The 13,031-nt window shown below is 67.8% G+C and carries 11 protein-coding genes; 10 read left to right on the forward strand and 1 reads right to left on the reverse strand.

Features of this window, described 5'->3' with window-relative positions; genetic code table 11:
- Positions 1-8: 8 nt before the first annotated feature.
- From murG to lpxC, 7 genes are all read left to right on the forward strand, one after another.
- On the forward strand, positions 9-1,064 hold the full coding sequence (gene murG / locus QLQ85_RS06130; protein WP_282738193.1) for an undecaprenyldiphospho-muramoylpentapeptide beta-N-acetylglucosaminyltransferase: 1,056 nt from the start codon (positions 9-11) through the stop codon (positions 1,062-1,064).
- 58 nt (positions 1,065-1,122) lie between these two features.
- On the forward strand, positions 1,123-2,535 hold the full coding sequence (gene murC / locus QLQ85_RS06135) for a UDP-N-acetylmuramate--L-alanine ligase (protein ID WP_282738162.1): 1,413 nt from the start codon (positions 1,123-1,125) through the stop codon (positions 2,533-2,535).
- Positions 2,532-3,461: a D-alanine--D-alanine ligase gene (locus QLQ85_RS06140; protein ID WP_282738163.1), complete on the forward strand. Its 930-nt coding sequence runs from the start codon at positions 2,532-2,534 to the stop codon at positions 3,459-3,461. The genes murC and QLQ85_RS06140 overlap by 4 nt, the downstream gene beginning before the upstream one ends.
- Positions 3,458-4,183: a cell division protein FtsQ/DivIB gene (locus QLQ85_RS06145; protein ID WP_282738164.1), complete on the forward strand. Its 726-nt coding sequence runs from the start codon at positions 3,458-3,460 to the stop codon at positions 4,181-4,183. The genes QLQ85_RS06140 and QLQ85_RS06145 overlap by 4 nt, the downstream gene beginning before the upstream one ends.
- A gap of 199 nt (positions 4,184-4,382) precedes the next feature.
- The gene (gene ftsA, locus QLQ85_RS06150) at positions 4,383-5,672 is read left to right on the forward strand and encodes a cell division protein FtsA (protein WP_102628451.1); all 1,290 of its coding nucleotides are present in this window, start codon (positions 4,383-4,385) and stop codon (positions 5,670-5,672) included.
- Between the two features lie 34 nt (positions 5,673-5,706).
- Positions 5,707-6,885 (forward strand): cell division protein FtsZ, encoded by a 1,179-nt coding sequence (gene ftsZ, locus QLQ85_RS06155; RefSeq protein WP_102628450.1) that lies wholly within the window; start codon positions 5,707-5,709, stop codon positions 6,883-6,885.
- Positions 6,886-6,996: 111 nt separating this feature from the next.
- Positions 6,997-7,908 (forward strand): UDP-3-O-acyl-N-acetylglucosamine deacetylase, encoded by a 912-nt coding sequence (gene lpxC / locus QLQ85_RS06160; protein WP_282723649.1) that lies wholly within the window; start codon positions 6,997-6,999, stop codon positions 7,906-7,908.
- A 93-nt stretch (positions 7,909-8,001) separates the two neighbouring features.
- On the opposite strand, the gene QLQ85_RS06165 is transcribed toward lpxC, so the two are convergent.
- Positions 8,002-8,424, reverse strand: coding sequence for a DUF721 domain-containing protein (locus tag QLQ85_RS06165; RefSeq protein ID WP_282723650.1), 423 nt, complete (start codon positions 8,422-8,424; stop codon positions 8,002-8,004).
- Positions 8,425-8,568: 144 nt separating this feature from the next.
- On the opposite strand from QLQ85_RS06165, the gene QLQ85_RS06170 reads away from it, so the two are divergent.
- From QLQ85_RS06170 to argJ, 3 genes are all read left to right on the forward strand, one after another.
- Positions 8,569-8,943 (forward strand): hypothetical protein, encoded by a 375-nt coding sequence (locus tag QLQ85_RS06170; RefSeq protein WP_282738165.1) that lies wholly within the window; start codon positions 8,569-8,571, stop codon positions 8,941-8,943.
- Positions 8,944-9,007: 64 nt separating this feature from the next.
- Positions 9,008-11,752, forward strand: a complete 2,745-nt coding sequence (secA, locus tag QLQ85_RS06175) for a preprotein translocase subunit SecA (protein WP_282738166.1) — start codon at positions 9,008-9,010, stop codon at positions 11,750-11,752.
- 33 nt (positions 11,753-11,785) lie between these two features.
- Positions 11,786-13,015, forward strand: coding sequence for a bifunctional glutamate N-acetyltransferase/amino-acid acetyltransferase ArgJ (gene argJ, locus QLQ85_RS06180; protein ID WP_282738167.1), 1,230 nt, complete (start codon positions 11,786-11,788; stop codon positions 13,013-13,015).
- Positions 13,016-13,031: the final 16 nt, after the last annotated feature.

The raw sequence follows: 13,031 nt of genomic DNA on the forward strand, positions 1-13,031 counted from the left end.
CCCTGATCATGGCCGGGGGCACCGGTGGCCATGTGATTCCGGCCCTGTCGCTGGCTCGCGGCTTGGCAGCCGAGGGGGTCGAGGTCGAGTGGCTGGGCAGCCCGCGGGGCATCGAGAACCGCCTGGTGCCCGAGGCCGACATCCCCCTGCACCGCATCGCGGTGGCCGGGCTGCGCGGCAACGGCCTGGGTGGTTGGCTGATGACGCCGTTCAACCTCACCCGCGCGGTGTGGCAGGCGTGGCGTATCATCCGCGCCTACGACCCCCAGCTGGTGGTGGGGCTGGGCGGCTTCGCCAGCGGGCCCGGCGGGCTCGCCGCCTGGCTGGCGCGCCGGCCCCTGGTGATCCACGAGCAGAACGCCGTGGCGGGACTGACCAACAGGGCCCTGGCGCGCCTGGCGCGGCGAGTCTATGCCGCCTTTCCCCAGGCCTTTCCCGGCCGCGGCGAAGTGATCGGCAACCCGGTGCGACCCGAGATCGCGTCGCTGGGTGAACGACCACGCCCGGCCGAGGCGATGCACGGCCGGTCCCTGCGGCTGCTGGTGGTGGGGGGCTCACTGGGGGCCCGGGCACTCAACGAGACGTTGCCCGGAGCGCTGGCCGAACTGCCCGAGGCCCGGCGGCCCGAGGTGCGCCACCAGGCCGGCCGCGACAAGGAGGCGGCGACCCGGGAGGCCTATGCCGCCCAGGCGGTGACCGCCGACGTGACCGCCTTTATCGACGACATGGCCGGGGCCTACGACTGGGCCGACCTGGTGGTCTGTCGGGCCGGAGCGCTCACCGTGGCGGAGCTGGCGGCGGCGGCCAAGCCGGCGCTCTTCGTGCCCTTCCCCCACGCGGTGGACGATCACCAGACCGCCAACGCCCGGGCGCTGGTCGAGCGGGGAGCCGCCCGTCTGGTGCCCGAGCAGGAGATGAGTGCGGCGTCGCTGGCCGAGGAGCTGGCGACGCTGCTGGATCCCGATACTCTCGCCACCATGGGCGCGCACGCACGCGGTTGTGCGCACCTCGACGCCGTCGAGCGCCTGGTGGCCGGCTGCATGGAGACAGGCTTTGAGCGATAGCATACCGAGGCCGGCGACCGGCCCATTCGATCCCCCGAGCCATGGCCGGGGCCTGGGCATGCGCCGTATCCGGCACATCCATTTCGTCGGCATCGGCGGAGCCGGCATGTGCGGCATCGCCGAGGTGCTGGCCAACCAGGGCTACCGCGTCAGCGGCAGCGACCTGAAGGCGTCGCCGGTGGTGACGCGGCTGCGCCACTGTGGCATCCGCGTGGCCATCGGCCACGGCGCCGACAATGTCGCCGGCGCCGACGTGGTGGTGGTCTCCACCGCTGTGGACGAGGCCAATCCCGAGATCCGCTGGGCCCACGACAATCGGGTGCCGGTGGTGCGGCGCGCCGAGATGCTCGCCGAGCTGATGCGTTTCCGTCATGGCATCGCCGTGGCCGGCACCCACGGCAAGACCACCACGACGAGCCTGACCGCCACCCTGCTCGGTGAGGGGGGGCTCGACCCCACCTTCGTCATCGGCGGCCGACTGACCAGCGCCGGCGCCAATGCGCGACTGGGGGAAGGCGACTACCTGGTCGCCGAGGCCGACGAATCCGACGCCTCCTTCCTGCATCTGCAGCCGATGGTCTCGATCGTCACCAATATCGATGCCGATCACATGGCCACCTACGGTGGCGATTTCGAGCGCCTCAAGGGCACCTTCATCGAGTTCCTGCACAACCTGCCGTTCTACGGGCTCGCCGTGCTCTGCATCGACGATGCCAATGTGCGCGGCCTGCTCGATCGGGTGAGCCGCCAGTTCGTCACCTACGGCTTCAGCGAGGATGCCGACTACCGCATCGAGGACTTCGAACAGCAGGCCGGCGAGGTGCGCTTCACCGCCCGCCGGCCCGGCGGCCTGGCGCCACTCGAGGTGCGGCTGGCGATGCCCGGTCGCCATAATGCCCTCAATGCCATGGCGGCGATCGTGGTGGCCACCGATGCTGGCGTCGGCGACGCGGCGATCCTGGCTGGCCTGGCCGGCTTCGCCGGCGTGGGGCGGCGCTTCCAGGTCCATGGCCACTTCCCTGCGCCGGAAGGCGAGGGCGAGGTGATGCTGGTGGACGACTACGGCCATCATCCCCGCGAGGTGGAGATGGTGATCCGGGCGGTGCGTGCCGGCTGGCCCGAGCGGCGCCTGGTGATGGTCTACCAGCCCCATCGCTATTCCCGCACCCGCGACCTCTACGAGGACTTCGTGCGCGTGCTGGCCGAGGTCGACACCCTGCTGCTGCTGGATGTCTACAGCGCCGGCGAGGCGCCGATCCCGGGTGCCGACGGGCGCACCCTGGCCGGGTCGATCCGCCAGCGCGGCGAGGTCGACCCGATCTTCGTCCAGGAGAAGGGCGAGCTGCCCGGCCTGCTGGCCAGGGTGCTGCGCCCCGGCGATATCCTGATCACCCAGGGGGCGGGCGACGTGGGTGGCATCGCCCTGCGCCTGGCCGAGAGACAGCTGAACTTCGATGAGGTCGAACTATGAGCGCAGGCAGCAGCGATCCGGGACGCGTGGTGGTGCTCTACGGCGGTGATTCCGCCGAGCGGGAGGTGTCGCTCAAGAGCGGCGCCGCCGTGCTGGCCGCCCTGCGCCGCGCCGGGGTCGATGCCATCGGCTACGATCCCGCCGAGGGAGGGCTGGCCGGCCTTGAAGCCCTGGCACCGGACCGGGTCTTTATCGCCCTGCACGGCCGTGGTGGCGAGGACGGTACCCTGCAGGGCGCGCTCGAACTGCTCGGCATTGCCTATACCGGCAGCGGCGTACTGGCCTCGGCGCTGGGCATGGACAAGCAGCGCACCAAGCTGATCTGGCAGGCACTGGGCCTGCCCACCCCGGCGTCGGTGATGCTCGGCCCCGATGCCGACTGGGCGGCGGTGGTCGAACGGCTCGGTCTGCCGCTGATCGTCAAGCCGGTGCACGAGGGCTCGACGCTCGGCATCAGCATCGTCGATAGCCCCGCGTCGCTGGAAGCGGCCTATCGCGAGGCGGCGCGCTTTGACGCCCGGGTAATGGCCGAACGCTTCGTGCAGGGCGACGAGTACACGGTATCGCTGCTCGATGACGAGGCATTGCCGGCGATTCGGGTCGAGGTGCCCGGCGGTTTCTACGACTATGACGCCAAGTACCTCTCCAACGATACCCTCTATCACCTGCCTTGCGGCCTTTCCCGGGTGGAGGAGGAGGAGCTGGCCGGCCTCTGTCGCGAGGCCTTCGAAGCGGTCGGCGGCGAAGGCTGGGGACGAGTGGACGTGATGCGTGACGGCGAAGGGCGTTTCTGGCTGATCGAGGTCAACACCTCGCCGGGCATGACCGACCATAGCCTGGTGCCCCAGGCGGCGGCCCATGCCGGCATCGACTTCGAGGCGCTGGTGCTGCGCATTCTCGCCAGTGCAGGGTGTGGCCGGGCATGACCCGCCGGGGTGGTCTGGTGGGCGTGTTGCTGCTGGTACTGCTGATCGGTGCCGGCGGCCGCGCCCTGTGGCTCTGGCTCGACCGGCCCATCGAGCGGGTCTCGATCCGTGGCGAGCTCCATCATGTCAGTGCCGACTACCTGCGCAGCCGGCTGGCGCCCCTGATCCAGGGCCAGACCTGGCTCTCGGTGGACCTCGGCGACCTGCGTGAGCGTGCCCTGGAGATCGACTGGCTGGCCGAGGTCAGCCTCAGCCGCGAATGGCCCAATGCGCTGACCTTCGAGCTCGTCGAGCAGGTGCCGGTGGCGCGCTGGAACGACGATTATCTGCTCAATTCGGAGGGCGAGCCCTTCGCCTTCGGTCCGGTGTCGCCGCCCGGCGACCTGCCCGACCTGGCCGGGCCGGCGGGTAGTGGTGCCGAGGTGCTCGCCTATCACCGGCGGCTGGCATCGCGCTTCGCCGATCTGGGGCTCGGGCTGACCCAGCTGCGCCTCGAGCCGCGCGGCGCCTGGCGTTTCCAGCTCGATGACGCGGTCTGGGTGATGCTGGGACGCAACGATCGCGAGGCGCGCCTGGCACGCCTGGCCGCGGCCTGGCAGCGGCAGCTCGGTTCCCAGGCGTCGCATATCCGCTACATCGACCTGCGATATCCCAATGGCGTTGCCGTGGCCTGGCATGGTGAAACCGAGCCCGTCGGGGAGGACGAAGCCGAGGGGAGTTGAGGTCTTTTTTTGCTGAAGAGGCACGCGCTGCAGGGGATCGAGGTGTTTCTTTTACGGCAAAATCGCCGTATCGTGAAGTTTGATTTTCGTAATGGGCTGGTGGATCAACCGTAGTTGTTCCTATAATTGCTCCAGACTTGTTTTTCAGGATTAAACGCCCCCTTATTTGTGGGCTAAGTTCGAGGAGACTTCCCGACTCATGGCAGGTCCATCCAATGCGTCCAATATGGTAGTCGGGCTGGATATCGGAACGTCCAAGGTCGTGGCGATCGTGGGGCAGCCCACCGACGATGGCGGGATCGAGATCGCCGGTATCGGCTCACACCCCTCACGGGGTATGAAGAAGGGCGTGGTGATCAACATCGAGTCCACGGTGCAGTCGATACAGCGTGCCGTGGAGGAAGCCGAGCTGATGGCCGGCTGCGATATCCACTCCGTCTATGTCGGGGTGGCCGGCAGCCACATCAGTTCGATGAATTCCGATGGGGTGGTGGCGATCAAGGAGCGCGAGGTGACGCCCTCCGATATCGACCGTGTCATCGACTCGGCCCGCGCCCGGGCGATTTCCGAGGGGCAGCGGGTGCTGCACGTGCTGCCCCAGGAGTTCGCCATCGACACCCAGGGCGGCATCCGTGAGCCGCTGGGCATGTCGGGCGTACGGCTCGAGGCGCGGGTGCACCTGGTCACCGCGGCGCTCAATGCGGTCCAGAACATCGAGAAGTGCGTGAGGCGCTGCGGCCTCGAGGTCGACGCCATCATCCTCGAGCAGCTGGCCTCCAGCCATGCGGTGCTCACCGAGGACGAGCGCGAGCTCGGCGTCTGCATGGTCGACATCGGCGGCGGTACCACGGATATCGCGGTATTCACCGAGGGGGCCATTCGCCACACGGCGGTGATCCCCATCGCCGGCGATCAGGTCACCAACGACATCGCCATGGCGCTGCGCACGCCGACCCAGTATGCCGAGGAGATCAAGGTCAAGTATGCCTGTGCCCTGACCCAGCTGGCGGCCAGCGACGAGATGATCAAGGTGCCGAGCGTCGGCGACCGGCCGGCGCGGGATCTCTCCCGCCAGTCCCTGGCCGAAGTGGTCGAGCCGCGCTACGAGGAGCTCTTCACCCTGATCCGTGACGAACTCCGGCGCAGCGGCTACGAGGACCTGGTGGCGGCCGGCGTGGTGCTGACCGGCGGCACATCGCGCATGGAAGGAGTGGTGGAACTGGCGGAGGAGATCTTCCACATGCCGGTACGCATCGCCTGCCCTCAGAACGTGAGAGGACTCGCCGATGTGGTACGCAACCCGATTTATTCGACCGGGGTCGGTTTGCTACATTACGCCTTGCGGGAGGTCCGTCAGGGGCTGAGTCGACAGGCACCAGGTGGCGTGATCCCGGTGCAACCGAGGCGCGAAGACGCCTCCCGACGGGGATTGAGGGAAGGGATTCCGGCGCTGGAAAGGCTGAAGGGCTGGTTGAAAGGAAATTTCTGACAGGGCCGCCGACGCGGTCCAGGAGACGGGGCATATGTTCGAACTGGTAGATAGCGCACCCTCAAGCAGTGCGGTCATCAAGGTGATCGGTGTCGGCGGTGGTGGCGGCAATGCCGTGAATCACATGGTCGAGAGCAACATCGAGGGCGTGGAGTTCATCTGCGCCAACACCGACGCCCAGGCCCTGAAACGGGTCGCGGCGAAGACCGTCCTTCAGCTCGGCAGCGAGATCACCAAGGGGCTCGGCGCCGGGGCCAATCCAGATGTCGGCCGCCAGGCCGCCATGGAGGACCGAGAGCGTATCGCCGAGTTGCTCGGCGGCGCCGACATGGTGTTCATCACCGCCGGGATGGGGGGCGGTACCGGCACCGGGGGGGCTCCGGTGGTGGCACAGGTGGCCAAGGAACTCGGCATCCTGACCGTTGCCGTGGTGACCCGCCCCTTCCCCTTCGAGGGCCCCAAGCGCATGCGTGCCGCCGAGGAGGGCATGAAGGAGCTCTCCGAGCATGTCGACTCCCTGATCACCATCCCCAACGAGAAGCTGCTCTCGGTGCTGGGCAAGAGCGCCAGCCTGCTGACTGCCTTCAGCGCCGCCAACGACGTGCTGCTCGGCGCCGTGCAGGGCATCGCCGAGTTGATCACCAGCCCGGGCATCATCAACGTCGACTTTGCCGACGTGCGCACGGTGATGTCCGAGATGGGCATGGCGATGATGGGGACCGGCGGCGCCACCGGCGAGAATCGTGCCCGCGAGGCCGCCGAGAAGGCGATCAGGAGCCCACTGCTCGAGGACATCGATCTGCACGGTGCCCGCGGCATCCTGGTCAACATCACTGCTGGCCCGGATCTCTCCATCGGTGAATTCAACGACGTCGGTGCCACCGTCCAGGAGTTCGCTTCCCAGGACGCCACCATTGTGGTCGGCACCTCCATCGACATGGAGATGACCGACGAGCTGCGGGTCACCGTGGTGGCGGCCGGCCTCGATGGTCGTCAGGCCCAGCAGAAAGCCGCGCCGGCCCGCGAGACTGCGCGGCGGGCCGAGGGGGGCGACTATCGCCAGCGCCAGCAGCCGGCGGCGATGCGCCAGCAGGCCACCGCCAGGGCGGCCGAGCCCGAGCAGGCCGCCAAGCCTCGTCCGGAGAAGCGCAAGTCCCAGGAGCTCGATGATTACCTCGATATCCCGGCCTTCCTGCGCCGTCAGGCCGATTGAGGTGCGCTATCGGCTGCATGGGCAGGGTCGGGTGATGTTTTTTTGTTGAAACACTCGTTCGGTGTTATAGTGAACGGTGTTTGATAATCAACAACTGCCTGGCCACTGCCCATGATCAGACAACGTACCCTGAAGAACGTCATCCGCGCCACCGGCGTCGGCCTGCATTCCGGCAAGAAGGTCTATCTGACCCTGCGGCCGGCACCGGTCGATACCGGTATCGTGTTCGTGCGCACCGACCTGGATCCCGAGGTGCGGATTCCGGCGCGTGCCGAGAACGTCACCGATACCACCCTGTGCACCGCGCTCTCCGCGGGAGGGGCCAAGGTTGCCACCGTCGAGCACCTGATGTCGGCCCTGGCCGGTCTGGGCATCGACAACGCCTATGTGGATGTCAGCGCCCCCGAGGTGCCGATCATGGACGGCAGCGCCGGCCCCTTCGTGTTCCTGATCCAGTCGGCGGGCATCGCCGAGCAGGGCGCGGCGAAGAAGTTCATCCGCATCAAGCGCGAGATCGCGGTGCGCGAGGACGACAAGGAGGCGACCTTCCTGCCCCACCGGGGCTTCAAGGTCTCCTTTGCCATCGATTTCGACCACCCGGTGTTCGAGGACCAGAAGCAGACCGCCATGGTCGACTTCTCCACCACCTCCTTCGTCAAGGAGGTCTCCCGGGCGCGCACCTTCGGTTTCATGCGCGACCTCGAGTACCTGCGCTCCAACAACCTCGCGCTGGGCGGTAGCCTCGACAACGCCATCGTGGTCGACGACTATCGCATCGTGAACGAGGGTGGGCTGCGCTACGACGATGAATTCGTCAAGCACAAGGTGCTCGATGCCATCGGGGACCTCTATCAGCTCGGCTACAGCCTGATCGGCGAGTTCCGCGGCGTGAAGTCGGGCCATGCCCTCAACAACCAGCTCTGTCGCGCACTGATGGCTCAGCCCGATGCCTACGAGCTGGTGACCTTCGAGGACGAGGCCGAGATCGCTCCGATCTCCTATGCGGCGCCGGCCATGGCCTGATTCGCATTCCCTCCTCAGGCAGTCAGGCAGGCAAGACGCCGCCACCCGATCGGGTGGCGGCGTCGTTCGTTTCGTGGGCCCGATGCGGGGGAATCAGGGCTTCTCGGCGTGGGAGGCCAGGCGTTCCAGGGCGCGCCTCAGGCGAGGGTCCTCCACGTCGGCGGCACAGCTGGAGAGCTCGTCGGCGGCCCGGGCAGGAAGCTGGCGGACCTGGCGGGGGGGCGTGCTGGCCGGCCGTACCGGGCGTACCTTGAACTGGAAGCCGGTCACGGCCTCGAAGCCGGGCAACTGGTGCAGCAGCGACAGCAGGCGGCGCTGTTCGTAGCGCAGCCAGGTCAACCAGACGGCTCGGTCGGTGATCAGGGTGAGGTGCCCCTCGCGATAGCCGCCCACGTAGAGGTGCTCGCGAACCTCCTCGGGAAGGTGGTCGCGCAGATGCTGCTGGGCCCGCTCGATCAGGCGGGCCGTGCGCATCAGTGAGCCGAACTCGCCGCCGCCCTCCAGCAACCGGGACATGGGCTGTGCTCTGGGACGCTTAACCTTTATACTCATGGGCTTGTTTCTCGGGGCCTTCCCCTGTTCTGCGCATCCGGCCGCGTCATGGGAGCCGGCAACCGGTCAACAGCAAGAGCCTAGCACGCTCGGGAGTTCATCGACAGCATGCCGCCCGTCCAGTCCGCTGCCTGTAACGCTGCCGCCCGCGGTCATCGCCCCGCGCTGGCGCGCCGTCCGGCGCGCTGGTGGCTGGCCGGCCTGCTGGTGGGTTGCCTGCTGCCGGCCGGGCTGGCGCAGGTCGAGAGCCTGCGTCATGCCGAGCGGATCGCGCAGATCTGCATCCTGGCACCGGCCCTGATTCGCGCCAGTTCGCGACTCCAGGCCCGTCGCCGTGCGCTGACGCGCTGGCCGACCCTGCGCGACCCTGCGCGGCCGAAGCCTCGTCTCGGCCTGCGCCCCCTGTCATCGCCAAGCCGGCGCCTCACCGCCGCCCACGACGTCCTGACACGTCGAGGTCCGCCTGCTGCGTGGGCACGCTGAAAACCCTATCGAATGGCCGGCCCCGGTGGCCGGCACGCTGCCACACGCAGATATTGGACCCTTCATGATCAATTCCCTGTTACGCAAGGTCGTCGGCTCGAAGAACGACCGTGAAGTCAAGCGCATGTCCCGCCAGGTCGTGCAGATCACCGCCCTGGAGCAGGAATTCGAGACGCTGGACGATGCGGCGCTCAAGGCGCGCACCGGAGAATTCCGCCAGCGCCTGGAGGCCGGCGAGAGCCTCGACGCCTTGCTGCCCGAGGCCTTCGCCACGGTGCGCGAGGCGAGCAAGCGGGTCATGGGCATGCGCCATTTCGATGTGCAGATGATCGGTGGCATGACCCTGCACCGCGGCCGCATCGCCGAGATGAAGACCGGCGAGGGCAAGACCCTGGTGGCGACCCTGGCCGTCTATCTCAATGCCCTGCCGGCCGATGGCGTGCACGTGGTCACGGTCAATGACTACCTGGCCCGCCGCGATGCCGAGTGGATGCGTCCGCTCTACGAGTTCCTGGGCCTGTCGGTGGGGACCATCTACGCCGGACAGACCGCCGAGGAGAAGCGTGCCGCCTACGCCTGCGACATCACCTACGGCACCAACAACGAGTTCGGCTTCGACTACCTGCGCGACAACATGGCCTTCTCGCTGGAGGACAAGGTGCAGCGCGGGCTCCATTACGCCATCGTTGACGAGGTGGACTCGATCCTGATCGACGAAGCGAGAACACCCTTGATCATCTCCGGGGCGGTGGACGAGAACACCGAGCTCTACAAGGTGGTCGACCGCCTGGCGGTGAACCTGGTCAAGGGAGAGGCCTCGGAGGATCAGGACGCGCCGGTGAGCGGCGACTTCCTGCTCGACGAGAAGCAGAAGCAAGTGGAAGTCACCGAGGAGGGGCACAACAAGATCGAGGAACTGATGCGGGCCGAGGGGCTGCTCGGCGCCGAGGACTCCCTCTATGCCGCCCAGAACCTCAACCTGCTGCAGCACATGCACTCGGCGCTGCGGGCGCGCCACCTCTACCACCGCGACGTCGACTACATCGTCAAGGACGGCCAGGTGGTGATCGTCGACGAGCACACCGGCCGTACCATGCCCGGCCGGCGCTGGTCCGAGGGGCTGCACCAGGCGGTGGAGGCCAAGGAGGGGGTGGCCGTGCAGCGCGAGAGCCAGACGCTCGCCTCCACCACCTTCCAGAACTATTTCCGTCTCTACGACAAGCTGTCCGGGATGACCGGCACCGCCGACACCGAAGCCTTCGAGTTTCGCCAGATCTATGGCCTGGACGTGGTGGTGATTCCCACCAACCGGCCGCTGGTGCGCGAGGACCTCAACGATCTGGTCTATCTCAGTGCCGAGGAGAAGTTCGAGGCGATCATCGAAGACGTCAAGGTACAGACCGAGGCCGGGCGTCCGGTGCTGGTGGGTACCGCTTCCATCGAGACCTCGGAGTACCTGGCCGGTCTGATGAAGCAGGCCGGCCTCGCGTTCAACGTGCTCAACGCCAAGCAGCACCAGAGTGAGGCGGAGATCATCGCCCAGGCCGGCCGCCCCGGGGCCATCACCATTGCCACCAACATGGCCGGCCGCGGTACCGACATCGTGCTGGGCGGCAACTGGGAGGCCGAGGCGGCCAAGCTCGAGAACCCCAGCGAGGCACAGATCGAGGCGCTAAAGGCCGAATGGCAGGCTCGTCACGAGGCGGTGCTGGCCGCCGGGGGGCTGCACGTGGTCGGCTCCGAGCGTCACGAGTCGCGTCGCATCGACAACCAGTTGCGAGGCCGTGCCGGCCGCCAGGGCGACCCGGGCTCGACCCGCTTCTTCCTGTCGCTGGAAGACAACCTGATGCGCCTGTTCGGCTCCGAGCGGGTGCAGCGCCTCATGCAGGCGCTGGGCCTGGAACGCGGCGAGGCGATCGAGCACAAGATGGTCTCCAATGCCGTGGAACGGGCCCAGAAGAAGGTCGAGAGCCGCAACTTCGACATTCGCAAGCAGCTGCTCGAGTATGACGACGTGGCCAACGACCAGCGTCGGGTGATCTACGAGCAGCGTAACGAGATACTGGGGTCCGACGACGTCTCCGACGCGGTCAGCGGAATCCGCGAGGAGGTGCTGGATCTCGCCGTCAACGAGTTCGTGCCACCCCAGAGCCTGCCCGAGCAGTGGGACCTGCCGGGGTTGCAGGACCACCTCAAGAGCGAGTTCAACCTCGAGGCCCCGGTGGTCGAGTGGGCCGAGCAGGACGACCGCTTCCACGAGGAGCAACTCCGCGAACGCCTCCAGGCGATGCATCGCGACGCCTACCAGGCCAAGGTCGAGGAGGCTGGTGCCGAACTGATGCGCCGCTTCGAGAAGCAGGTCATGCTGCAGGTGCTCGACACCCGCTGGAAGGAGCACCTGCAATCGATGGATCACCTGCGCCGCGGCATCCACCTGCGCGGCTATGCCCAGAAGAATCCCAAGCAGGAGTACAAGCGCGAGTCCTTCGAGCTGTTCCAGACCCTGCTGAGCAACATCAAGGCCGACGTGACCCGCATCCTCAGCCACGTGAAGGTGCGTCGTCCCGAGGAGGTCGAGGAGCTGGAGCGCCAGCGTCGCGCCGCCCTGGAGCGGGAGAAGGCTACCGCCGACAGCCGTCACGACGTGCCGGTGGCGGCGACCGCCGACGGCGAGGACGAGGACGAGGCCCCGCGGCCGGGCGCCGATGGACGGCCGCTGCGCCGTGAAGGGCCCAAGGTCGGGCGCAACGACCCCTGTCCCTGCGGGTCCGGCAAGAAGTACAAGCAGTGCTGCGGCAAGCTGAGCTGATGACGAGTACGGACTCAACCAGGAGACGAGACGATGGCAGTGGGTGAAGCACGCTTTCCGGAGATGCCGGTGATCGAGGGCCTGCGCCTGGGGACGACCATGGCGGGCATCAAGAAGCCCGGCCGTCGTGACCTGGTGGTGATCGAGATCCCCGAGGGGGCCGGGGTCGCCGGGACGTTCACCCGGAACGCCTTCTGTGCCGCGCCGGTGATCGTGGCCAGAGAGCACCTGGCGACCTGCGTCGCCCGCGGCGAGGGGCCACGCTTCCTGCTGATCAACACCGGCAATGCCAATGCCGGCACCGGCGAGGCCGGCTTGCGTGATGCCCGCACCAGCTGTGCCGATCTGGCGCGACTGAGCGGGGTGGCCGAAGAGCGCGTGCTGCCGTTCTCCACCGGGGTGATCGGCGAACCGCTGCCGATGGACCGGTTGCTCGGTGGCCTGCCGGGGGCGCTCGGAGCACTCGACGAGGGGAGCGCGGCCTGGCGCGAGGCGGGCGAGGGCATCCTCACCACCGATACCCGCGCCAAGGGGGCCAGCGTGACCCTGGAGCTGGGCGACAGTCGCGTGACCATCAACGGTATCAGCAAGGGCTCGGGCATGATCCAGCCCAACATGGCCACCATGCTGGGCTTCGTGGCCACCGATGCCGCCATCGAACAGCCGCTGCTGGAGTCGCTGCTGCGCGAGACCGTGGATCGCTCCTTCAATTGCATCACGGTGGACAGTGATACCTCCACCAACGATGCCTGCGTGCTGATCGCGACCGGCCGAGGGGCCGCCGTCGCCAGCGAGGAGCAGATCGCGGTGTTCCGCAACGGCCTGCAGCGGGTGATGACCGAGCTGGCCCAGGCGATCATCCGCGATGGCGAGGGAGCCACCAAGTTCGTCACCCTGCAGGTCGACTCGGCAGCGAGCCGGCGGGAGGCCCTGGGCGTGGCCTTCACCGTGGCCCATTCGCCCCTGGTCAAGACCGCCCTCTACGCCTCGGACGCCAACTGGGGGCGGATCCTGGCCGCGGTGGGGCGAGCGCCGGTGGAGGACTTCGACGTGGCACGGGTGACCATCGACCTGGGCGAGGTCCGGTTGGTGGAGAACGGCGGCCGTGCCGCCGGCTATACCGAGGCAGCGGGCAGCGCCGTGATGGCCCGGGAGGAGATCGTCATCCGCATCGACCTGGGGCGCGGCGGGGAGAGCGCCACGGTCTGGACCTCGGACCTCTCCCATGACTACGTGACGATCAACGCCGACTACCGCAGCTGACCGGCAGCGATGGTGG

This window comes from Halomonas kalidii (genome assembly GCF_030010475.1).
In the GTDB taxonomy this organism is placed as follows: Bacteria; Pseudomonadota; Gammaproteobacteria; order Pseudomonadales; family Halomonadaceae; genus Halomonas; species Halomonas heilongjiangensis.